This is a genomic window from Bradyrhizobium sp. B039 (assembly GCF_038965675.1).
GTDB classification, from domain to species: Bacteria; Pseudomonadota; Alphaproteobacteria; order Rhizobiales; family Xanthobacteraceae; genus Bradyrhizobium; species Bradyrhizobium diazoefficiens.
This window is the reverse complement of record NZ_CP152416.1, coordinates 4962067-4985253: the sequence shown is the minus strand read 5'-3', so window position 1 is coordinate 4985253 and position 23187 is coordinate 4962067. Positions and strand designations below refer to the sequence as shown.

Genomic DNA, 23187 nt, shown 5'->3' with positions numbered 1-23187 from the left:
CGCCAATCCGGCCACAATTGACCCCGAATCATGGGATTATCGAGCGATGGATGAAACCATGACCGAAACCGTGCAAACCGCGCCTTTTGCGCCATTCGAGTGGATGCTGTCGGCGCGCTACTTGCGGGCGCGCCGCAAGGAGGGATTCATCTCGGTCATCGCCGGGTTCTCCTTCCTCGGCATCATGCTGGGCGTGGCGACGCTGATCATCGTGATGGCGGTGATGAACGGCTTCCGCAAGGAACTGCTCGACAAGATCCTGGGGCTGAACGGCCACATCCTGGTCCAGCCGCTGGAATCGCCGCTGACCGACTGGAAGGACGTCGCCGACCGCATCAGCCAGGTCCAGGGCATCCGGCTCGCCGCGCCGGTGGTGGACGGCCAGGCGCTGGCGTCCTCGCCGTGGAACGCCTCGGGCGTGCTGGTACGCGGCATCCGCTCCGACGACCTCAACAACCTCACCTCGATCGCCAAGAACATCAAGCAGGGCTCGCTCGAAGGCTTTGACGACGGGCAGGGCGTTGCGATCGGACGGCGCCTCGCCGATCAATTGTCGCTGCACGCCGGCGACAGCATCACGCTGGTGGCGCCGAAGGGCGCGGTGACGCCGATGGGCACGACGCCGCGCATCAAGCCGTACAAGATCGTCGCCGTGTTCGAGATCGGCATGTCCGAATACGATCTCGGCTTCGTGTTCATGCCGCTGGCGGAGGCGCAGGCCTATTTCAACCGCAGCAACGACGTCACCTCGATCGAGGTGTTCACCACCAATCCCGATCGCATCGTCGCCTTTAACAAGGCGGTGACGGAAGCCGCGGCACGGCCGGTGTTCCTGGTCGACTGGCGGCAGCGCAACTCGACCTTCTTCAACGCGCTCCAGGTCGAGCGCAACGTGATGTTCCTGATCCTGACCATGATCGTGCTGGTCGCGGCGCTCAACATCGTGTCCGGCCTGATCATGCTGGTGAAGGACAAGGGCAGCGACATCGCCATCCTGCGCACCATGGGCGCCTCGCAAGGCTCGATCATGCGCATCTTCCTGATCACGGGCGCCTCGATCGGCGTGGTCGGCACGCTGGTCGGCTTCTTCGTCGGCCTCGTAATCTGCCTCAACATCGAATCCATCAGGCAATTCCTGTCCTGGCTCACCAGCACCGAGCTGTTCTCGCCGGAGCTCTATTTCCTGTCGAAACTGCCCGCCGAGATCGACGTCGGCGAGACCACGGCCGTCGTCATCATGGCGCTGACGCTGTCGTTCCTGGCGACGCTGTACCCGTCGTGGCGCGCCGCGCGCCTCGATCCCGTCGAAGCGCTCCGGTACGAGTGAGGGGCTGATGGAGCAGCAACAGGGGGCTGAGGATGTCCCGGTCATTTATCTCCACGAGATAAAGCGGCAGTACTTGCAGGGCGAGGTACCGCTGACGATCCTGGACGGCGCCAAGCTTGCGCTGTGGGCCGGACAGTCGGTCGCGCTGGTGGCGCCGTCGGGCTCGGGCAAGTCGACGCTGCTGCACATCGCGGGGCTGCTGGAGGCCCCCGATTCCGGCGAGGTCTACGTCAATGGCGCGCCGACCTCGCAACTGCCCGACATCGAGCGCACGCAGCTTCGCCGCACCGACATCGGCTTCGTCTACCAGTCGCACCGGCTGCTGCCGGAGTTCTCGGCGCTGGAGAACGTGATGCTGCCGCAGATGATCCGCGGCCTGAAGAAGTCCGAGAGTGTCAAGCGCGCCAAGGAGATCCTGGGCTATCTCGGCCTCGGCGACCGCATCACCCACCGCCCGGCGGAGCTGTCGGGCGGCGAGCAGCAGCGCGTCGCGATTGCGCGCGCGGTGGCGAATGCGCCGCGCGTGCTGTTTGCGGACGAGCCGACCGGCAACCTCGATCCGCACACGGCGGACCACGTGTTCCAGGCCCTGATGCAGCTCGTCAAGGCGACGCGGGTCTCGATGCTGATCGCGACCCACAACATGGAGCTCGCCGGCCGCATGGACCGGCGGGTCTCGCTGTCGGACGGCCAGGTGGTCGAGCTCGAATAACAAAAAACTGCGAAAACAACCCCATGCACAGTAGCCGGCCCTGGCCGGCTACGATCGGGGTGACGCCTTGCAGCCCTTTGACAGGTCAAGCAAAACGGCAGCGACGGCGCATCGCCCCGGTGTATGGCGCTCTATGGCCAGATCACCGTCAATTTGAACGGCCCGCCATTGGCCGCGGCGTGTGCCACCGCCTCATTGACGTGATCGAGGTCGAACGCCGTCGTCTTGTACTCGTCAAGCCGCAGGAGTCCTGATCGCACCAGCGCGATCAGGCGGCTGGCCGCATCCGGCGGGTACATCCAGACGCCGTGGATGGTGATGCAGTTGCGCATGATCCAGGGGTAGGGCAGCTCGAGGCCCGCGCCGCCGGCCATGCCGACGCCGCCCATCAGCACGACGCGGCCATAGGCGCGCACCGTCATGACCGCCGCGCGCACCACAGTCGGACTCACCGAGGGCGGCATGATGTCAAACACGCAGTCGATCGGCCCCGTCGCGGCGCGCTTCATCGCCTCGCGGTCGTCGTCCTCGTTACCTGTGAGCTTGACCGGCTTCACACGGCTGCCGAAACGGCGGACGAGGTCGGCCAGAATCGTCTCGTTGCGCCCGGGCGTGACCACGCAGGCTGCGCCCATTGCGAGCGCGACAGAGACGGCGGCGCTGCCGAAATTGCCGGTGGCGCCACTCACCAGCACGGTTTCGCCTGCTTGCAGGTTGGCGGCGAGGAGGCCGCCATAGGGCACCAGCAGTGTCCCCAGCGCGCACCATTGTGCGGCTTCCTCGGACGTGATCGCGCCAAGGCGTTTGACGTTCTCGGTCGGCACCCGCATCCGCTCGGCAAACGAGCCATGGCGAAAATGCTTTTGCAGAAGCATGCCGCCGGCGCCGGCGGCCGTTAATCCCTGCAGGGCGATGTCGGGCGCGATCGCGTCGTCGCGCGAACGCACCGTCGGGTCGCAGAACACCCAGTCGCCGATCTTGAGCTTCGTTGCGTCCGGGCCGATCGCGCGCACCCGGCCGATGCCGCCCGGGCCCGGGATGATCGGCAAATCGAGTGCATAGTTGCGTTCGCCGCTGAAGACTTCGTTCATGTAGGACAGCACGCGCGTGGCGACGACGTCGACGATGACCTCGCCGGTGCCGAGCACCGGTTCGGGGGCATTCTCGATCACCAGCGGCGTTCCGAAGGATTTGAGTACGGCGGCTTTCATGATGTTCACCTCAAAGTGGGGTGAAACTCATATGCGCCGCCTTGGAGGGGACAAGAAGGCCTGGTATTATCCTAGTATCCTTTAGACCCTCCATCGCGGGAGCGACACCATGGCCGACCCACGCCGCGTCGAATTCGGCGATTTCCTGAGGTCCCGCCGCGAAAAGCTGTCGCCGAAAACCGTCGGGCTCCCGGCGGGAAGGCGGCGGCGCACCGCGGGCCTGCGCCGCGAGGAGGTCGCCCAGCTCGCCGGCATCGGTGTGGACTGGTACATTCGCCTCGAACAGGGCCGCACCGTCAGCCCGTCGGTGACCACCGTCGACGCGCTGGCCCGCGCGCTACGGCTCAGCAAGACCGAGCATGCGCATCTGAAGGCGCTGGCGCGCGACGGCGACAAGCGCGCCTTCACGCGCGAAATCGTGCCGCCGCCGATCCTGCGGATGATCGAGAGCCTGAATCAGCCGGCTTACATTGTCGGACGGCGCTGGGACGTGCTGGCCTGGAACGCCGCCGCGGAGCAGGTGTTTGCGTTTGGGCGATTGCCTGAGGAGGATCGCAACACGCTGCTCCTCGTGATGACCAACAAGCAGACGCGAAAGGCTTACGGCGCGGGCTGGGCGGACGTGGCCAAGCGCATGGTGGCGATGTTCCGGGCCACCCACGACGTCTGGGCCGGCGATCCCGCGTTCGCCGAACTGCTGACGCGGCTGCGGCAGGGCAGCCCGGAATTCGTCAAATGGTGGGAAGCCCACGAGATCCGCAGCACGTCGTCGGGCCTCAAGACCATGTCGCATCCGACCCTCGGCGTGCTGCATTTCGAGCACACCAGCTTCCAGGCCAATGACGATCCCGCACTGAAGCTCGTGATCTACACGCCGGTGACGGGCAGAGGCTGATGCATCGCGAGGCCTGAGCTCACGGCGACGGCGTGGCCGGAGGCGTCGTGCCGGCGTTCGGCAGCGTGGCTGGCCAAGGGCTTATCGGGTTGAGCGTCGACAGAGCGCAGGATGATTTGAGCTGTGTCCACACCGACGCCAGGCCCGTCAAGTCGATGTCGAATTTCGTCATGTCCGTCTTGTCGTCCGGCATCGAAATGGTTTCGCGGACATGCAGGGAGCGGGACGCCAGGATCGCCTTGACCATGTCGGGGTCGATGCTGCCGCGCCAGATCTCGACCTTGCCGGAACGTAGCGGAGCCCCTCCGACCTCCCTGTCCGTGCCGGCGTCCGCCGTCACCAGGATCGTGCTCTTGCCGGTGGCTGCTTCGTCGATTTCTCCCGCGAACGTCAGCGGCACGCGTTTCCTGCTTTCGCAAGACAGGCGCCACTCCATCATCCGGAACGAAGCGCCGTTCTCCTTCTTCAAGACCGCGATCTTGCGGACAAACGGGCGCGCTTCCTTCTCCAGCTTCCACATCGACTCGGCAAGCGGTCGGGTGTCGATTCCGAAACGATAGAGCTCGGCGCGCGTCAGCACGTGCAGGTTCTCGTACTTCACGGTCCGGATGAGGGCGTCGAGCTCACGGCTGATCCCCATCGACGCGATGAACGCAGTGCGGTCGCGATCGGCGCTCGCCATGCGGCGCTGCCTCGCCTCGGCGACCACCTGCGGGGGCGGATCCCCACGAAAGCGCAGGACCAGCCTGGAGTTATGGACCGCCAGCGCCGCGTCGGGCGCCACCTCGCGGGATGTCGCCCCGAGAAACAGGTAACCGCAGGCCGAGTTGCACATCGCATTGCGCGTGGTGAGCTCGGCCTCGACCTCGCCGCCCGCGTTCTTCACCTTCAGGCAGGTGGCGTCCACCTGCGTGCCCGCTGAGCACGCGGTCGCGGTGGTGTGACCAACCCGGGCGACTGCCTTGCGGCTGCGCAGCAACCGCCCGATCACGTAGGACTGCTCCACGTTGCCGCCGGGCGAATGAAGGTAGATCGGAAGCTGCGTCTCCTTGACGCCGGCGAGGAAGCGGCGAATGCGCGGCGCGGCGTCCTGATCGATCTGGCCCTCGATGGCAATCCAGCGGTCGCAACCCGGCCCGCACGCGTCGGGCGCTCCCTTGGCGAGATAGATCGTCAGCCTGGATGCAAATCCGGCCTTCTCGGCCGGCGTTCCTTCTGCACGCAAAGCGCCCTGGATCGACAGCAAGGTTACGAGGAGCAGAATACGGGCGAGCATGAACTGACGGGACCACACGCGGCGAAAACAGACGCGAAAGCTATCCGAAGATCGGTGCGATCACAACCTTTGGTGGCGTGTCGGAGCGCCGATTATTCTGCGTCCACGAACGCAACCTCATCCGGCTCCGCATGCGAGGTCTACGAATTCGCGCGGGGCTCGCACGTTTGCAAGTCGAGTTCGCAAGCGCTATGTCCGGGCTTTCGAGAGCGCCCAAGATGACAATCTCCGATGACAACGACCTCACGCGCCTGAAAGAGATCGGGCGCATCGTCGCCAATACCCTTGAGGCGATGGGGAAGGCGCTCGAACCGGGCATGACCACCTCCGAGCTGGACCAGATCGGACGAAGATACCTGGAGACAGCCGGCGCGCGTTCGGCTCCGGAGCTGGCCTATGCCTTCCCGGGGGCGACCTGCATCAGCGTGAACGAGGAGATCGCTCATGGCATCCCCGGTGACCGACGGATCGCGCGTGGCGACCTCGTCAACATCGACGTTTCAGCGGAGAAGAACGGCCTCTTCGCGGATACGGGAGCCTCGTTCGCCGTCCCGCCCGTAACCCGCGCGATCGAACGTCTTTGCAGGGATGGCCGGCGGGCCATGTGGACGGGCCTGCGGCAGGTCGGGGCTGGCAAGCCGATCGCCGGCATCGGCCAAGCCATCGGAACCTTTGCGCGGAAGAACGGCTACAGCCTTGTCAGGAACCTTGCCAGTCACGGTGTCGGCTTGTCGCTCCATGAGGAGCCGACAGAGATCGCAACATGGCCTGACTCTTCCGAACGTCGCATCATGAGCGACGGCCTGGTGTTCACCGTCGAGCCATTCCTGTCCTTTGCCGCCGAGTGGGCGGAGAATGGTGATGATCCGTGGACGCTCTACAGCAGTCCCGAGGCGCCAACCGTGCAGTACGAGCACACCGTTGTCGCCACCCGACATGGACCTTTGATCGTTACGATGGCCGGTTAAGTCCGCCCAGGCCAGAGCCGGAGACGTCTCATGCGTCACCCGGCTAGAGATAACGTCATGCCACCGGATCCCTGTGAGAAGCCGAACGGCTGGTCATCCGGCGCCAGCGGTGGCGACGGTCTTGCGGCAGCGTTCTTCAGCGGAGCAGCGTCGGGTCCTGAGGTGACCCTGACCGGCGTAGACCTGGCGTCGCGCCAGGCGACAATCCAGATCAGGAAGCCGAGAAGCGCGAGCGCAGCGCCGACGGGCCCGGTGGAGGTCCAGCCCAGCCCCTCGCGAATGGCAAGGCCGCCGAGGAACGGGCCGAGCGCATTGGCGGTGTTGAACGCCGAATGGTTCAGCGCGGCGGCGAGCGCCTGCGCGTCGCCCGCGACGTCCATCAACCGGGTCTGGAGGATGGCGCCGAGCGAGACACCGGCGCCGATCGCGAAGATGTCGATCGCCAGCAGCCAGGGATTGCCGGCCGCAAGCGGAAACACCAGCAGCGCGACCGCCGAGAACAAGAGAATGACGCCCGCCGTCGGCATCAAGGCGTGGTCCGCGAAGCGCGGCACGAACAGATTGCCGAGCGTGGCGCCGACGCCGAACACGGCGAGAAAGAACGGAATCACCGCGGGGCTGACCTTGGTGACCTCGATCAATGTCGTTGCGAGGTAGGTGTAGACGGCGAACATGCCACCGAAGCCGATGGCGCCGATCGCCAGCGTGATCCAGACGCGGCCGCTTCTGAGGGCGCCGAGCTCTCGCAGCGGGTTCGACCTGCCGGCCTGGTCGCGCGGAGCGAACAGGGCGCAAAGCAGGACCGTGAGCACGGCCAGCAGCGACACGAGGCCGAAGCTGGCGCGCCAGCCGACCGTCTGGCCGACCAGGTTGGCCAAGGGCACGCCGATGATCGTGGCGCCAGTCAGGCCGAGCATCACCTGGCCGATCGCCCGCGAGCGGCGATGTTGAGGAACGAGCGAGGCTGCGACCAGCGCGGCGATGCCGAAATAGGCGCCATGCGGCAGCCCTGCAAGAAAACGGGCCGCGATCATCCAGCCAAACCCCGGCGCAAGCGAGGTGAGCGCATTGCCGAGCGCGAACACGGCCATCAGGACCAGGAGCTGCGTGCGCCGGGCGAAGCGCGCGCCAAGCACGGCGATCAGCGGTGCGCCCAGCACCACGCCGAGCGCGTAGGCACTGATCGCGTGTCCCGCGGTCGGCTCGTCGACCCGAAGGTCGGCGGCGAAGAACGGTAGCAGGCTCATCGATGCGAATTCGGTGGTTCCGATCGCAAAGCCGCCCATCGCGAGCGAAAACAGGACGATGGCGAGGTGAGGGGGCGCGGAGGCCGCGGTCGCGCGGGGCGAGGTCGCTTGAGGCGATATCGACATGTGTCCTGCATTGGTGGCGTCAACGGGAACCAGCCCAGCGAACGTCGCCACCCCTGCAAGATTTGTCTGTCGTACTTAAACCGAGAGCGGTCTGCGTCAACACCGGAGACGCGATGCAAGGCTGGCCGCATATCAGTGTCCCGATTTGGGTGTGCCACTGCTCGCGCACATACGGTCATCAGGCACGCAGGTCACGTCGTTGTGCGGGAACAGGAGGCTGAGAGGATTTGCGCATCCTTGCCGGAATGCCCCGATGACTGAACCCGCGACGTCAAGCTACGCCAGCCATCGCGCACTCATCGATCCCGGTCCTTACGCCGCGTTGATCAGCGACCTGCCGGCGGATGTTGCAATTGTGTGCCGCGCCTTGCACGGCCTGCTGATCCACGAAGCATGGATCGAGAGGCAAGGATCGAATCCCACGGCCTTCGCCGGTCAAAGCCGTGATACGCTGCCCGTGGCCCGGCGCCTGGAGCAACTTCTGATGATCCCGGACCGGCGCCATCGATCCTGCGCAGCTTGGCCACGGAACGACGACCGGCCTGTTCATTGCGCGGGTCAACCTCGCGCGCGATCTGCTCGCGCTCGCCAGGATCGAGACCTCGGCATGGGATAATTGGTGCGCCGCGCGCGAACCACATCGCGTGTTGGACGACGCAGCTCTGTCGCAATGTGATGGCATCGCGCAGCGCGGTGAGGCGGGCGCGATCGAGATCGCGCCCGCGCCAGGTGCGCCGCCGTGGCAATAGATCGTTCGAGACCCGCGCCGGGCTGCAACGGAACGTCCAGCTCCAGGGCAGGGCAATCGCATGTCGTGTGAACGATGCGGCGGCATCCGCACTCGGCTCCCTCTCCCGCTTGCGGGGGAGGGCTGGGGTGGGGTGTCTCCGCGGCGGGATTGTTGAGGATTACGGAGGATGTCCCTGCGTGGTGAGAGCCCTCACCCGCCGCGCTCGGGACGATGCTTCGCATCGCCCGGGGCGCGTCGGCCTCTCCCGCAAGCGGGAGAGGCGAAGTAAGCCCGGACGATCCTCGTGAAATCCGTATGCGATAGCCCTGAGCTCCAGGGCAGGGGGATGAAACGATGGATGGGGCAGGTGTTGTGAGCTCGTGCCCTAATCGGCGCGCCTCGACTTCCGAGGGCTCCTCGGCCGCTCCTGCGGGAAATACGGGTTCACGACGCATGTCGCGGAGCGGCCGACGGCGAGATATTGGCACTGCTGGAGCGAGGTGTAGCGGCAGTCGAAATAGCCGACGGGGCCGTAGATCTGCATGCAGACGGGATAGCTCGGATCATAGGTCTGCGCGCGCGCAGGTCCGCTCATGAGGAGCGTGCTGATCGCAACGAGCGTGAGGCACGCGCGGCGCATCTCAACGCGGCCAGGAATAGCCCGGCGTCAACCCGCGGGGGCGATTCTGGTAGGCGTAGAGATCATCGCTCTGGCCGGCGAAATACGGGTTCGCGATACAGGTCAGCGCGCGGCCCGATGCGCTCGCCTGACACTGCGCGTAGGTGTCGAACCTGCAATTGCTCAGCCCCGGCCATTCATCGCCGGTCAGGCAGAACGCATGACTGGTTCCGAACGCGCGCGCCGGTGTGCTCGCGATGAACGCAAGCGTGAATGTGGCGATTGCGAGCGAAAATGTGGCGAAAATGGGGAGGGTGAATAATGCACGCATCTCGAATCTCCAATCACGCGAATGTGCGCGCGACGATGTTACGCGCGTACGCAGTGTATCTCGTGTAGTCGACATTGAAATTGCTGAAAACTCTTGTTTCAAAGGGTTTCCAGCGCGCGCCGATAAATCTTCATTAATGAAGCGCGGCCCTTTGGAGCGAACTGTTGCGTCGCGGTTACAGCAATTCCGCCGATCACTGTTATGACCATGCCCACGGCCCGGGGGCCTACTGAAGAAAACTGGAACGGGATTCAAATGAAGAAGAATTTGTTGCTGGCCGCTGTGAGCCTCGTCGCACTGAGCGCGGCTGCACCGGCGGTGGCTGCTGATCTCGCGGCTCGGCCGTACACCAAGGCGCCTGCGATGGTCGCCGCGATCTACGACTGGAGCGGCTTCTACATCGGCATCAACGGCGGCGGCGGTTCGGCGCACTCGACCTGGGATCTGGTCGGCGGTGGCCGTGAAGGTTCGCACGATGCGACTGGCGGCACGGTCGGTGGCCAGATCGGCTATCGCTGGCAGTCCGGCCAGTGGGTGTTCGGCGTGGAAGGCCAGGGCAACTGGGCCGACTTCTCGGGCGACAACGTCAGCGCGCTGTTCGCGACTCGCAACCGATCGAAGATCGACTCGTTCGGTCTGATCACCGGTCAGGTCGGCTATGCCTGGAACAACGTGCTTATCTACGTCAAGGGCGGTGCGGCTGTGGCCGGCACCAAGTACGAAGTCTTCAGCACGGCCTCGGGCGCGCTGCTGTCGTCGAACGACCAGACCCGTTGGGGTGGCACGGTGGGTGCCGGCCTCGAGTACGGTTTCGCCCCGAACTGGTCGGTTGGCGTCGAGTACAACCACATCTTCCTGCAGGACAAGGACGTCACCTTCGCGGGTCTCGCGGGTACCGACCGCATCCGTCAGGACGTCGACATGGGCCTCGTCCGCCTGAACTACAAGTTCGGTGGCCCGATCATCGGCCGCTACTGATACCAATCGCTCATCTTCGAGCGGTTGTCGAAAGCCCCGGCCATCGGCCGGGGCTTTTTTGTTGTTTGAAGTCAGCGAGTTAACCATTCCTTTTTGGGACGGTTCGGACGGCTTGACTCCCGAGAACGAAATGAGAACAATGTTCTTCATACGTTCCAGCAAGGGAGCAGGCCATGTTCAGGATTTTCGTGGAAGAAGCCGCCGCACTGGCATCGATCACCCTGTTCGTCGGGATGATCGCAATCTGGGCGCAGGTGATTCCGCAGCTCTAGGTCCAGGGTTTGGACAACCGTTGCCGGGAACTCCTCGGCGCGCCTGGGGAAAAGCGGGACGACGCGGCCGATCGGCCGCTCTGGCGTGGACTCCGCGGCGGCGACGCCCCACCATTGGGCGGCGAGTCGGCAAAGGCGGCTGGGAGGTGGGTGCAGGATACGCCATGATCCCCTCAGCATTCCCTTGGGGCCGGCGACCGTTCCATCCCATCTGCAAGAGGCCGTCACGCGACCATGCCGAGCGCCGGATTTGTCCACCTTCACGTTCACTCGGCCTATTCGCTGCTCAAGGGCTCGATCAAGATCGGCAAGCTCGCCGAGCTCGCCAAGAAGGACCATCAGCCGGCCCTGGCGCTGACCGACACCGACAATCTGTTCGGTGCACTGGAGTTCTCCGACAAGATGGCGGGCTCCGGCATTCAGCCGATCGTCGGCTGCGAGCTCGCGATCGACTTCGGCGACCAGGATCCGACCGCGCGCAACGCCATTGGCCCCTCGCGCGTGGTGCTGCTGGCGGCGCAGGAGCGCGGCTATCGCAGCCTGATGCGGCTGAATTCGCGGGCGTTCCTGGAGACGCCCGACAGCCATGCCCCGTTCATCAAGTTCGACTGGTTCGACGGCGAGACCGAGGGGCTGATTGCGCTCACCGGCGGCCCTGACGGGCCGATCTCGCTGGCGCTTGCCGGCGGTATGGCCGAACTCGCGGCGACGCGCTGCGAGCGTCTCGCCACGCTGTTCGGCGACCGGCTCTACATCGAGTTGCAGCGCCACAACATCGACAAGGAGCGGCGCGTCGAAAGCGGCCTGATCGACATCGCCTATGCCAAGGGGCTGCCGCTGGTTGCGACCAACGAGCCATATTTCGCGGCGACCGACGATTACGAGGCGCACGATGCGCTTTTGTGTATCGCCGGCGGCCGACTGATCGCCGAGAGCGATCGCGTGCAGCTCACGCCGGATCACCGCTTCAAGACCCGCGCCGAGATGGCGGTGCTGTTCGCCGACATTCCGGAGGCGCTGGCCTCGACGGTCGAGATCGCCGAGCGCTGCTCGTTCCGCCCGATGACGCGCAAGCCGATCCTGCCGTTCTTCACGGTCGGCGCCGCCGCAAGCTCCGATGCCGCCGCGGTCGAGGCCGCCGAGTTGAAGCGGCAGGCGGAGGAGGGGCTCGCCAACCGCCTGCGCGTGCACGGCCTGTCGCAGGGCACCACGGAAGAGGACTACAGCAAGCGCCTGGCGTTCGAGCTCGACGTCATCATGCGCATGAAGTACGCGGGCTACTTCCTGATCGTGTCCGACTTCATCAAATGGGCGAAGTCGCAAGGCATTCCGGTCGGACCGGGCCGCGGCTCCGGCGCAGGCTCGCTGGTCGCCTGGGCGCTGACCATCACCGATCTCGACCCGATCAAGTTCGGCCTGCTGTTCGAGCGCTTCCTCAACCCGGAACGCGTCTCGATGCCGGACTTCGACATCGACTTCTGCCAGGACCGCCGCGGCGAGGTGATCCAGTACGTGCAGCAGCGCTACGGCCGCGACCAGGTCGCGCAGATCATCACCTTCGGTACGCTGCAGGCGCGCGGCGTGCTGCGCGACGTCGGCCGCGTGCTGCAAATGCCTTACGGCCAGGTCGACAAGCTGACGAAACTGGTGCCGCAGAATCCGGCCGCGCCGGTGACGCTGGCCGCCGCGATCGAGAGCGAGCCGAAGCTCCAGGCGTTCCGCGACGAGGATCCGGTGGTGGCGCGCGCCTTCGACATCGCCCAGCGTCTCGAAGGCCTGACGCGCCACGCCTCGACGCATGCCGCCGGCATCGTGATCGGCGATCGCCCCCTGAGCGAGCTCGTGCCGCTCTACCGCGATCCCAAATCCGACATGCCGGTGACCCAGTTCAACATGAAATGGGTCGAGCCGGCGGGCCTCGTCAAGTTCGACTTCCTCGGCCTGAAGACGCTGACCGTGCTCGACGTCGCGTGCAAGCTGCTCAAGCCGCGCGACATCCATGTCGATCTCGCGACGCTGCCGATCGACGATGCCGAAAGCTACCAGATGCTGGCGCGCGGCGAGGTGGTCGGCGTGTTCCAGGTTGAAAGCCAGGGCATGCGGCGCGCGCTGGTCGACATGCGGCCCGACCGTTTCGAGGACATCATCGCGCTGGTGGCGCTCTACCGCCCCGGCCCGATGGCGAACATCCCGACCTATTGCTCGCGCAAGCACGGCGACGAGGAGCCGGAATATCTGCATCCCGTGCTGGAGCCGATCCTGAAGGAGACCTTCGGCGTCATCATCTACCAGGAACAGGTGATGCAGATCGCGCAGGTGATGTCGGGCTATTCGCTCGGCGACGCCGACCTGCTGCGCCGCGCCATGGGCAAGAAGATCCGCGCCGAGATGGACAAGCAGCGCGACATCTTCGTCGCCGGCGCGGTGAAGAACGGCGTGCCGAAGGGGCAGGCCGAGACCATCTTCGAGCTGCTGGCGAAGTTCGCCGACTACGGCTTCAACAAGAGCCACGCGGCGGCTTACGCGCTGGTGTCCTACCACACCGCCTACATGAAGGCGCATTATCCGGTGGAGTTCATCGCAGCGTCCATGACGCTCGATCTCAACAACACCGACAAGCTCTCCGAATTCCGCTCCGAGGCGCAGCGCCTCGGCATCAAGGTCGAGCCGCCGAACATCAACCGGTCGGGTGCGACCTTCGAGGTCGGAGAGAAGACCATCTACTACGCGCTCGCCGCGCTCAAGGGCGTCGGCATCCAGGCGATCGACCAGATCATCGAGGAGCGCACCAAGAACGGGCTGTTCACCTCGCTCGCCGACTTCGCCGCGCGGGTCAATCCGCGTGCGATCAACAAGCGCATCATCGAGAGTCTCGCCGCCGCCGGCGCCTTCGACACGCTGGAGCCGAACCGCGCGCGCGTCTTCGCCGGCGCGGACGCGATCCTCGCCGCCTGCCAGCGCGCGCATGAGGCCGCGACCATCGGCCAGAACGACATGTTCGGCATGTCGGCGGACGCGCCGACCATCATGCTGCCGCAGATCGAGGCGTGGCTGCCGGCCGAGCGGTTGCGCCGCGAATACGACGCGATCGGCTTCTTCCTGTCCGGCCATCCGCTCGACGATTACGCCACCGTGCTGAAGCGCCTGCGGGTGCAGAGCTGGGCGGAATTCTCGCGCGCGGTGAAGACCGGCGCCACCGCCGGCAAGGTCGCGGCCACCGTGGTCTCGCGCATGGAGCGGCGCACCAAGACCGGCAACAAGATGGGCATCATGGGGCTCTCCGATCCCACGGGCCACTTCGAGGCGGTGCTGTTCTCGGAAGGCCTTGCGCAATATCGCGACGTGCTCGAGCCGGGGGCGGCCGTGCTGCTCCAGCTTGGCGCCGAGCTCCAGGGCGAAGACGTGCGCGCCCGCGTGCTGCATGCCGAGCCGCTCGACGATGCCGCGGCCAAGACGCAGAAGGGCCTGCGCATCTTCCTGCGCGACACCAAGGCGCTGGAATCGATCGCCAAGCGTCTCGCCGGCCCCGAGATGGCGTCCTCGAACGGCGCCGCGCCAAAGGTCGGCAGCCCGGGGATTGCGCCGCGCTCCAACGGCGACGGCGAGGTCTCGCTGGTGATGATGCTCGACCTTGAGACCGAGGTGGAGATGAAGCTGCCCGGCCGCTTCAAGGTCTCGCCGCAGATCGCCGGCGCGATCAAGGCGGTCGCGGGCGTGGTGGACGTCCAGCAGCTCTGACGTTGCACGCGCCGCCGCAAACCAAAGCTTAACTATCAAGTTCACACCTGGTTTCGAAGTCTGCCGCGCGCAGCTATCAGTTGTTTCCCGGCGCGAGACCAAGGAAGAAGAATCATGTGTGACAAATGCTCCGAAAATCTGCATCAATCGGTTGCTCCCTCCCGACGCTCGATGATGCTTTTCGCCGCCTCCGCGCTCGGGGTGGCAGCGTTTGGCGGGCCTGCGGTGGCCAAGGAGGCGAAAGCGCCGCCGAAACCTCAGAACGTGCTGTCGCCCGATGCGGCGCTCAAACGGCTGATGGACGGCAATTCGCGCTACGTATCGGGTGTGTCGCGCCGTCACGACTTCGCGCACGAGCGCGAGGCATTGGTCGGCGGTCAGAATCCCTACGCTGCCGTTCTGAGCTGCGCCGATTCGCGGATCGCGCCTGAATATGCCTTCGACAGCGGACGCGGAGACCTGTTCGTGTGCCGCGTCGCCGGAAATTTTGCCGGCGATGAGACCGTTGCGAGCATGGAGTACACCGTCGCCGTGCTCGGCACGCCCCTGATCCTGGTGCTCGGCCACGACAATTGCGGCGCCGTCGACGCGACGATCAAGTCGCTCAAGGACGACAAGCCGCTGCCGGGACATATCCCTTCGCTGGTCTCCGCGATCGCACCGGCGGTGAAGACCGCTGCTCAGCAGAGCGGGAATGCGCTCGACAATGCCATCCGTCAGAATGTCATCGACAACGTGGCCAAGCTGAAATCGGCTGCGCCGATCCTCAATGCGGCAGTCGAGCAGGGCAAGCTCAAGGTGGTCGGCGGCATCTATCGGCTGAGCACAGGGACCGTCGAATTGCTGGCCCAAGGCTGAGGTTGGTGGCGCGTCTTTCCGGTGGCTTGTCCGCGCGATCCACGCAGTGGTCGTCGGATGTTGTTGCAACCCTGCGCTGATTTTGGCTAGCATACACCCGGGGAATGGACTGGGGTGTGCGATGCTGCGATGGGGCGCGTTGGTGGTGACCGCTGGCGTCATGTTGGCGGGGTGCGTGAGCGATCAGGTCGGAACGGACTTCGCATCCGTGTCAAAGAAGATCGGACCTCCGCGCGCGGGGCAGTCGCGCGTGGTGTTCCTGCAGGACAAGCGCAACGGCCTCAGCATGGCGTTTTGCGCCTGCGAGGTGAAGCTCGACGGTGCGCCGATGGGTAAGGTGCTCGCCGGCAAATATGCCTACGCCGATCGTCCGGCCGGCCGTCACGACGTGCTGGTGACCGAGCTGATGTTTCCCGGCGACACCAAGCGCGAGATCGTGATGGAATCCGGCCGAACGCACTTCTACCTCATCAAGAGCAGTGCCAGGCACGATGCCGCCACGGGCGGGGCGGTGCTTGGCGGGCTGGCCGGGCTTGCGGTGGTTTCCGTCGCGACGGCTGGCGAGGCCAATCCCGGGCCCGCCGAGCTCGTTGCGCTGGATGAGGCGACCGCGCGAACGAAGCTCGCGGAATTGCAGGCCGTCGAGTAAGATGCGCGGCACGATTGCCGCTGCATCAACGACGGCGGCTCGATGGGCAGGAGCACGGCATGTGCGAGAATTGCGGCAGTGTTCGCGGCGTCCACATCCGCCCTTCGCGGAGATCGCTCATCCACTTCACCGTCTCCGCGATCGGCCTGGCCTTCGCCGGCACAGCCTTCGCCAAGGGGTCCAAGGCGCCGCCCAAGCCGCAGAATGTGCTGGCGCCCGATGCGGCGTTGAAGCGGCTGATGGAGGGCAATGCGCGTTATGTCGAAGGCGTGTCGCGGCGGCACGATTTCAAGCATGAGCGCGAGGCGCTGGCCGGCGGCCAGAACCCGTTCGCGGCCGTGCTGAGCTGCGCCGACTCGCGCATCGCGCCTGAATACGCCTTCGACACCGGCCGCGGCGACCTGTTCGTCTGCCGCGTCGCCGGAAATTTTGCCGGCACCGAGACCATCGCCAGCATGGAATATGCCGTTGCCGTGCTCGGCGCGCCGCTGATCCTCGTGCTCGGCCATGACAGCTGCGGCGCGGTCGATGCGACGCTGAAGGCGATCAAGGACAACACCTCGCCGCCCGGCCACATCCCCTCGCTGATCGATGCGATCGCGCCCGCCGCCAAGGCTGCGATGCAGCAGGGCGGGGACGTGCTCGACAAGGCGACCCGGCAGAACGTGATCGACAACGTCGCCAAGCTGAAGTCGGCCGCACCGATCCTCAATGCGGCCGTGGAGCAGGGCAAGCTGAAGGTGATGGGTGGCATCTATCGGCTCACGACGGGAACGGTCGATCTGATCGCACAAGGCTGATCGCGCTAGGCTGAGCAAGCAGGACCGATCGCGCAAGGCTGAGCAAGACGGCCGCAACGCGGTTGCCGGGCGGTCGAGAAGCTGACGTGGGCCTGACGAAAGGCGCCTGGACGACAGGCGCCTTTCGGCGGCGGCCTGCGTCATGCCGCCGCCTCAATCCGGGCCTTTCGTTCAAGCGCCATTCAGCCAGCCGCGCGTCTGATGCGTGTTGGCAGCTCAACAACAAAGCGGGCAAGCAAGCCATGCGTGGGACCCACAAGGCCTTCCTCTGTTTCCTCTTGCCGATCTTGTTCCTTGCCGCGGGCGCGCTGGAGCCGGCGCGCGCGCAGCAGCAGGAAAAGCGAATCGCGCTCGTGGTCGGCAACGGCGCCTATGCCAAGTCGCCGCTGGCGACGACCGCGAACGATGCCGGCCTGATCGCGCAGACGCTGCAGGCGGCGGGCTTCGACGTCGTCGGCGCGCGCGATCTCGACGGCGACACGCTGCGCAAGAGCTTTCGCGATTTCATCCAGAAGGCGCAGGCCTCCGGCCCCGGCACCGTCGCGATGGTCTATCTCGCCGGCTACGGCGTGCAGCTTGCCGGCGAGAACTATTTCATCCCGGTCGATTCCAACATCACCCGCGACACCGACATCCCGACCGAGGCCCTGCGCATCAGCGACTATGCGCGCCAGCTTGCGGCCATTCCGCTCAAGGCCAACATCGTGGTGCTCGACGCGGCGCGGGCGCAGCCCTTCATCGAGGGCGGCCAGCCGATCGCGAGCGGGCTGGCGCTGGTCGAGCCCGATCAGAACATGTTGATCGCCTTCAATGCCGCGCCCGGCACGGTGGCGCCGGAGGAGCCGGGGCCCTACGGCATCTATGCGCAGTCGCTGGCGGAGATGATCCGCACCGGCGGCCTGCCGCTGCCTGACGTGTTCGATCGCGTCCGCCTGCGCGTCAACGAGGCCTCCAAGGGCGCGCAGGTGCCCTGGAACGAGCAGAAGATATCGGCGCCATTCTCATTCTTCGATCGCGGGCCCGACGCGCCGCCGCCGGAGGCCTCGGCCGCCCAGGTCGCCGCGATCCGCAACAAGCCGATCCGCGATCTCGGTGTGCAAGACGCCTACGCCGCCGCGCTGGAGCGCGACACGCTGCCGGCCTATGAGGAATTTCTCGCGGCCTATCCGACCGATCCGATGTCCAAGCGCGTGATGGCGATCGTTGCGGCGCGCCGCGAGGCGATCACCTGGCGGCGGACTTATCGCACCGACACGCCGGAAGCCTATTGGTCGTATCTGCGCCGCTATCCGCGCGGGCCGCATGCAGGCGATGCGCGCCGTCGCCTCGCGATCCTCACCGCGCCGGCCGAGCCGCCGCCGAGCTTCGCGATGATCGACTATGACGTGCCGCCGCCGCCGCCGGAGGAGGTGGTCTATGTCGACCGTCCCGTGCTGTACTTCAGCGATCCCGATTTTGGCTTCGCGCCGCCACCACCGCCGCCGGTCTACTATCTGCCGCCGCCGCCGCCGGATTTCGTCGTGCTCGAGCCGCCGCTGCCTGTGGTCGGCCTGTTCGTGTTGCCGCAGCCGATGTTCGTGCCGATCCCGGTGTTCGTCAGGCCGCCGGTCTATGTCGCGCCGCCGCCGAACAACATCATCTTCAACAACATCCATAACACCACGGTCATCAACACCGTGATCAACCGGCCTCCCGCCCCGCCGCCGGCGGGTGGGGGAGGAGGAGGGACCGGGCCTGGCAATCTGACGCCGGCGATTGCCGGCCGCGCCAACCCGGTAGCACCGATGTTGCCGCAAGCCGCTACGCAGCGCGCGGCTCTGATCCAGCAGGGCAAGGCGCCGATGCCGCTGAGCGCGACGGTCCAGCCGACGGCGAGGCCCGGGATACCTCCCGGGACGCCGGCCAATGTCGCGCCAAATGCGCGACCAAGTGCGCTACCTGGTGGCCTCCCAGGTACAGCACCGAACGTCGCGCCGCAGACCAGGTTGCCTGCCGCCAACACGCTGCCGGTTCCGGGCTCCCATGGTGGGCCGCCGGCGCCGCCGGCAGGGGCAGCAGGGACTCTGCCGGGCGGAAAGCCCTTGCCGTCGACGGCAACTGCACCCGGCACGACCCTGCCGACGCATCCGGGGGCGCCGACCACGGCTGCGCCCGGCACAACGCCGCCGCCCCATCTTGGTGCGCCAACGGCCGCCGCTCCGACCACCGGTGCGCCCACCACGACAAATCCGGCCGTTGTGCCCGGCCAACCGCCCAAGCCCCCGGTCGCGCAGACCCCGCCCGGGGCCGGGCCTGCCGACCGTGCCAAGTCCGCAACCCGTGAGCCGGCCGGCCCGCCGCCTGCTGCCGCGGGAAAACCGGTCGTACCGCCTCCGTCAGCAGTGCACGAGCCGATCAGGCCGCAGGCTCACCCGCCGGCCCCGCCGCAGGCGGCCAAGCCAGCAGCACCGCCCCCGCGGCCCCAGGCCGTGGCGCGGCCCACGCCGCCACCTGCGCCGCGCGTGTCGGCGCCGCCGCCACGGATGGCTGCACCTCCGCCGCCACGCCCCGCTCCGCCGGTGGCAGTGGCGCGTCCGGCGCCCCCGCCAATGGCTCGGCCCGCGCCGCCCCCGCCAGTAGCCCGGCCGGCGCCCCCGCCGCCGCCTCGGGTGGCCGTTGCACCTCCGCCGCGTCCGGCGGCACCTCCGCCCCGCCCAGCGGCCCCGCCGCCGGCGGCCAAGAAGTGCCCGCCGAACCAGCCCAAGTGCTAGGCAAGCGCTAGTCCAGCGCCAGAGCTTGGCGCGGTCTTTACGGAAGGGGGGCCATTCGCGGGCGAAACCGCCCGCGAATGGCCCTTATTTCCTTGCTTCTGGCCGAAATCGCGCTATATAGCGCGCCATCTCACACGGAAGCATGGCTCACAAGGCCGTCCGGTGGCAGCCGGGGCGCAACGCTCCGTTTTGCTCACACGCTTCCGGAGGAACCAACCGGAGAATTATAACAATGGCGCTACCCGACTTCACCATGCGTCAGCTTTTGGAAGCTGGCGTGCACTTTGGTCACCAGTCTCACCGCTGGAATCCGAAAATGGCTCCGTTCATTTTCGGCACCCGTAACAACATCCACATCGTCGATCTCGCCCAGACCGTGCCGATGCTGCACCACGCCCTCCAGGCCGTCAGCGACACGGTTGCCAAGGGCGGCCGCATCCTGTTCGTCGGCACCAAGCGCCAGGCACAGGACGGCGTTGCGGACGCGGCCAAGCGCTGCGCGCAGTATTTCGTCAACTCGCGCTGGCTCGGCGGCACGCTGACCAACTGGAAGACGATCTCGGCTTCGATCAAGCGCCTGCGTCACCTCGACGACGTGCTCTCGGGCGGCGAAGCCAATTCGTACACGAAGAAGGAGCGCCTGACGCTTCAGCGCGAGCGCGACAAGCTCGACCGCTCGCTCGGCGGCATCAAGGACATGGGCGGTCTGCCCGACCTGATCTTCGTGATCGACACCAACAAGGAAGACATCGCGATCCAGGAGGCCCAGCGCCTCAACATCCCGGTCGCCGCGATCGTCGACACCAATTCGGACCCGAAGGGCATCACCTATGTGGTGCCGGGCAATGACGACGCTGGCCGCGCGATCTCGCTCTATTGCGACCTGATCGCGCGTGCGGCGATCGACGGCATCTCGCGCGCCCAGGGCGATTCGGGCATCGACATCGGTGCTTCGGCCCGTCCGCTCGCCGAAGAGCTGCCGGCGGCCTCCTCGAGCGGCTTCCAGGGCCTTGCAGGTCCCCGCGGCACCGCCGACGACCTCAAGAAGCTCCCGGGCGTGTCGGGCGCGATCGAGAAGAAGTTCAACGACCTCGGAATCTTCCACTTCTGGCAGCTCGCCGAGCTCGATCACGACACCGCGCACACGATCGGCGAAGAAGTCGGTCTGCCGAGCCGTGCGGATGCCTGGGTGGCCAAGGCCAAGGCGCTGACCGCGGAAGCGGAATAGTCAAAAAGAGCGATGGGTTGGCCGGATAGACTCCGGCCACCATTTCAGTTGACGCGAATTCCTGAGATGGACCGCGGCGGGGCAATTTGATGCCACGCCGCGGCAAACCGGCAGGCACAAAGGATATTCAACGATGGCAACGATCACAGCTGCGATGGTCAAGGACCTGCGCGAGTCGACCGGCGCGGGCATGATGGACTGCAAGGCCGCACTGACCGAAAACGACGGCAACATGGAAGCGGCGCAGGATTGGCTGCGCAAGAAGGGCCTTTCGAAGGCCGCCAAGAAGTCGGGCCGCGTCGCGGCCGAGGGCCTCATCGGCGCGCTCACCAAGGGCACCAAGGGCGTCGTGGTCGAGGTCAACTCCGAGACCGACTTCGTTGCGCGCAACGGCCAGTTCCAGGGCCTGGTCAAGATGATCGCCCAGGTTGCGTTCGACGTCGGCGCCGATGTCGAGAAGATCAAGGCCGCCAAGGTCGGCGACGTCACGATCGAAACCGCGATCAATGACGCGATCGCGACCATCGGCGAGAACATGACGCTGCGCCGCGCAGCTTCGCTCGAAGTGAGCCAGGGCGTGGTGTCGCACTACGTCCACGGTGCGGTCATCGACGGTGCCGGCAAGATGGGCGTGATCGTGGCGCTGGAATCGCCGGGCAAGGCCGACGAGCTTGCCGCGCTCGGCCGCCAGATCGCGATGCATGTCGCCGCCGCCAACCCGCTGGCGCTCGATCCGTCCGGCCTCGATCCGGCGGTCGTCAAGCGCGAGAAGGACGTGCTCGCCGACAAATATCGCCAGCAGGGCAAGCCGGAGAACGTGATCGAGAAGATCGTCGAGTCCGGCCTCAAGACCTACTACAAGGAAGTCTGTCTGCTCGAGCAGGCCTTCATCCACGACACCGGCAAGTCGGTGGCGCAGGCGGTGAAGGAAGCCGAAGGCAAGGTCGGCGGCGCTGTGAAGATTGCGGGCTTTGTGCGCTATGCTCTCGGTGAGGGAATCGAGAAGCAGGAAAGCGACTTCGCAGCCGAGGTCGCTGCGGCCAGCGGCAAGAAGTAAGCGCCGGAACGTTCCTTCCGGCGTGCCGCCGGAAGCGGCGGCCGGACAAGGAAAAGTGCTCATGACTGATCCGGTCTATCGTCGCGTCGTGATCAAGCTGTCCGGCGAATATCTCGCGGGACAGCAGGGTTTTGGCATCGATCAGCCGACCGTCGATCGGGTTGCGGACGATCTGATCGCCGCCCGCCATCTCGGCACCGAGGTTGCGGTCGTGATCGGCGGCGGCAATATCGTGCGCGGCGTCGAGGTGTCCTCCCGCGGCGTCTCGCGCCCGACCGGCGACACCATGGGCATGCTCGCCACCATGATGAACTGTCTCGCGCTGGAAGCGGCGATCGAGCGCAAGGGCACGCCGGCGCGCACGCTGTCGGCCTTCGTCATGCCCGAGATTTCCGAGCTGTTCACCCGGACTGCGGCGCACAAATACCTCGCCGAGGGCCGGATCGTGCTGCTCGGCGGCGGAACCGGCAATCCGTTCTTCACCACCGATACGACCGCGGTGCTGCGCGCCGCCGAGATCGGCGCACAGGCGGTCCTGAAGGCGACCAATGTCGACGGGGTCTACTCGGCCGACCCGAAGAAGGATCCGACCGCCACGCGGTTCGACCGGCTGACGCATTCGCAGGCGATCGAGGGCGGCTACAAGGTGATGGATGCGACCGCCTTCGCGCTTGCCCGCGAGACGTCGCTGCCTATCATCGTGTTCTCGATCGCGGAGCCGGGGTCGATCGGTGCGATTCTGCGTGGCATCGGCCACGGTACCATCGTCGCCGGCTGACGGCTCATCTGGCGCGCCCTGAAGGGAGGGGCGCGGTGAGGTCGCCGGGATTTTGAAGGAGAAACGTGATGCCCACGGGAAATTTCGACCTCAACGAAGTAAAGCGCCGCATGCAAGGCGCCGTCCAGTCCCTCAAGCACGAGCTCGGCGGCTTGCGCACCGGCCGCGCCTCTGCCTCGATGCTCGATCCGGTGCAGGTCGAGGCCTATGGCAGCCACATGCCGCTGAACCAGCTCGCCACCGTCAGCGTGCCCGAGCCGCGCCTGATCTCGGTGCAGGTCTGGGACAAGTCGATGGTCAAGGCGGTGGAGAAGGCGATCGTCGATTCCAATCTCGGCCTGTCGCCCGCGACCGAGGGCCAGGTGCTGCGCCTGCGCATCCCCGAGCTCAACGAGGAGCGGCGCAAGGAGCTCGTCAAGGTCGCGCACAAATACGCGGAGGCCGCCAAGGTCGCCGCGCGTCACGTCCGCCGCGACGGCCTCGACGTTCTGAAGAAGCTCGAGAAGAATCACGAGATGTCGGAGGACGATCAGAAGCGTCATGCCGACGAGGTCCAGAAGGTGACCGACGGCACGATCGCCGAGATCGACCAGCTGCTGGCCGCCAAGGAAAAAGAAATCCTCACCGTCTGAGGCTG

Annotated in this window: 20 protein-coding genes; 15 read left to right on the top strand and 5 right to left on the bottom strand. The window is 66.1% G+C overall.

Features of this window, described 5'->3' with window-relative positions:
- The first annotated feature begins 46 nt into the window (after positions 1–46).
- Positions 47–1327 (top strand): lipoprotein-releasing ABC transporter permease subunit, encoded by a 1281-nt coding sequence (locus AAFG50_RS23295; protein WP_011087643.1) that lies wholly within the window; start codon positions 47–49, stop codon positions 1325–1327.
- A 7-nt stretch (positions 1328–1334) separates the two neighbouring features.
- Positions 1335–2039: an ABC transporter ATP-binding protein gene (locus AAFG50_RS23290; RefSeq protein ID WP_011087642.1), complete on the top strand. Its 705-nt coding sequence runs from the start codon at positions 1335–1337 to the stop codon at positions 2037–2039.
- Positions 2040–2170: 131 nt separating this feature from the next.
- Here the strand turns inward: AAFG50_RS23290 and AAFG50_RS23285 are convergent, their stop codons facing one another.
- Positions 2171–3250: a zinc-binding alcohol dehydrogenase family protein gene (locus AAFG50_RS23285; protein WP_028171738.1), complete on the bottom strand. Its 1080-nt coding sequence runs from the start codon at positions 3248–3250 to the stop codon at positions 2171–2173.
- A gap of 109 nt (positions 3251–3359) precedes the next feature.
- On the opposite strand from AAFG50_RS23285, the gene AAFG50_RS23280 reads away from it, so the two are divergent.
- A complete protein-coding gene (locus AAFG50_RS23280) occupies positions 3360–4145 on the top strand; it encodes a helix-turn-helix domain-containing protein (RefSeq protein WP_011087640.1) in 786 nt (261 codons plus the stop codon).
- A 19-nt stretch (positions 4146–4164) separates the two neighbouring features.
- Here the strand turns inward: AAFG50_RS23280 and AAFG50_RS23275 are convergent, their stop codons facing one another.
- A complete protein-coding gene (locus AAFG50_RS23275; RefSeq protein ID WP_039184594.1) occupies positions 4165–5421 on the bottom strand; it encodes a hypothetical protein in 1257 nt (418 codons plus the stop codon).
- A gap of 218 nt (positions 5422–5639) precedes the next feature.
- On the opposite strand from AAFG50_RS23275, the gene map reads away from it, so the two are divergent.
- On the top strand, positions 5640–6389 hold the full coding sequence (gene map / locus AAFG50_RS23270) for a type I methionyl aminopeptidase (RefSeq protein ID WP_028171740.1): 750 nt from the start codon (positions 5640–5642) through the stop codon (positions 6387–6389).
- A gap of 35 nt (positions 6390–6424) precedes the next feature.
- On the opposite strand, the gene AAFG50_RS23265 is transcribed toward map, so the two are convergent.
- Complete coding sequence (locus AAFG50_RS23265; protein ID WP_049832401.1) at positions 6425–7762, bottom strand: MFS transporter; 1338 nt, start codon at positions 7760–7762, stop codon at positions 6425–6427.
- A 253-nt stretch (positions 7763–8015) separates the two neighbouring features.
- On the opposite strand from AAFG50_RS23265, the gene AAFG50_RS23260 reads away from it, so the two are divergent.
- Positions 8016–8378 carry a hypothetical protein gene (locus AAFG50_RS23260; protein WP_162185838.1) on the top strand — a complete coding sequence of 121 codons (363 nt, stop codon included), beginning with the start codon at positions 8016–8018 and terminating at the stop codon, positions 8376–8378.
- A 499-nt stretch (positions 8379–8877) separates the two neighbouring features.
- Here AAFG50_RS23260 and AAFG50_RS23255 read toward each other — a convergent pair whose 3' ends face one another.
- Together AAFG50_RS23255 and AAFG50_RS23250 are read right to left on the bottom strand one after the other, a co-directional pair.
- Positions 8878–9132 (bottom strand): DUF3551 domain-containing protein, encoded by a 255-nt coding sequence (locus AAFG50_RS23255; protein ID WP_028171742.1) that lies wholly within the window; start codon positions 9130–9132, stop codon positions 8878–8880.
- Between the two features lies 1 nt (position 9133).
- Positions 9134–9442, bottom strand: coding sequence for a DUF3551 domain-containing protein (locus AAFG50_RS23250; RefSeq protein WP_028171743.1), 309 nt, complete (start codon positions 9440–9442; stop codon positions 9134–9136).
- A 255-nt stretch (positions 9443–9697) separates the two neighbouring features.
- Between AAFG50_RS23250 and AAFG50_RS23245 the strand changes: the two genes are divergently transcribed.
- From AAFG50_RS23245 to frr, 10 genes are all read left to right on the top strand, one after another.
- Positions 9698–10420, top strand: a complete 723-nt coding sequence (locus tag AAFG50_RS23245; protein WP_028171744.1) for an outer membrane beta-barrel protein — start codon at positions 9698–9700, stop codon at positions 10418–10420.
- Positions 10421–10926: 506 nt separating this feature from the next.
- Complete coding sequence (dnaE, locus tag AAFG50_RS23240) at positions 10927–14430, top strand: DNA polymerase III subunit alpha (RefSeq protein ID WP_028171745.1); 3504 nt, start codon at positions 10927–10929, stop codon at positions 14428–14430.
- Between the two features lie 114 nt (positions 14431–14544).
- Complete coding sequence (locus tag AAFG50_RS23235; protein ID WP_011087633.1) at positions 14545–15288, top strand: carbonic anhydrase; 744 nt, start codon at positions 14545–14547, stop codon at positions 15286–15288.
- A gap of 208 nt (positions 15289–15496) precedes the next feature.
- Positions 15497–15937: a DUF2846 domain-containing protein gene (locus tag AAFG50_RS23230; protein ID WP_231166491.1), complete on the top strand. Its 441-nt coding sequence runs from the start codon at positions 15497–15499 to the stop codon at positions 15935–15937.
- Positions 15938–15996: 59 nt separating this feature from the next.
- Positions 15997–16737 carry a carbonic anhydrase gene (locus AAFG50_RS23225; protein ID WP_028171747.1) on the top strand — a complete coding sequence of 247 codons (741 nt, stop codon included), beginning with the start codon at positions 15997–15999 and terminating at the stop codon, positions 16735–16737.
- A gap of 242 nt (positions 16738–16979) precedes the next feature.
- Positions 16980–19487, top strand: coding sequence for a caspase family protein (locus AAFG50_RS23220; protein ID WP_028171748.1), 2508 nt, complete (start codon positions 16980–16982; stop codon positions 19485–19487).
- 232 nt (positions 19488–19719) lie between these two features.
- Positions 19720–20715: a 30S ribosomal protein S2 gene (locus tag AAFG50_RS23215; RefSeq protein WP_028171749.1), complete on the top strand. Its 996-nt coding sequence runs from the start codon at positions 19720–19722 to the stop codon at positions 20713–20715.
- A 133-nt stretch (positions 20716–20848) separates the two neighbouring features.
- Entirely contained in the window at positions 20849–21772 is a 924-nt protein-coding gene (gene tsf, locus AAFG50_RS23210) for a translation elongation factor Ts (protein ID WP_011087628.1), read from the top strand.
- Between the two features lie 61 nt (positions 21773–21833).
- Positions 21834–22550, top strand: coding sequence for a UMP kinase (gene pyrH / locus AAFG50_RS23205; RefSeq protein WP_027545778.1), 717 nt, complete (start codon positions 21834–21836; stop codon positions 22548–22550).
- A gap of 68 nt (positions 22551–22618) precedes the next feature.
- Positions 22619–23182 (top strand): ribosome recycling factor, encoded by a 564-nt coding sequence (frr, locus tag AAFG50_RS23200; RefSeq protein ID WP_028171750.1) that lies wholly within the window; start codon positions 22619–22621, stop codon positions 23180–23182.
- Positions 23183–23187 lie beyond the last annotated feature (5 nt).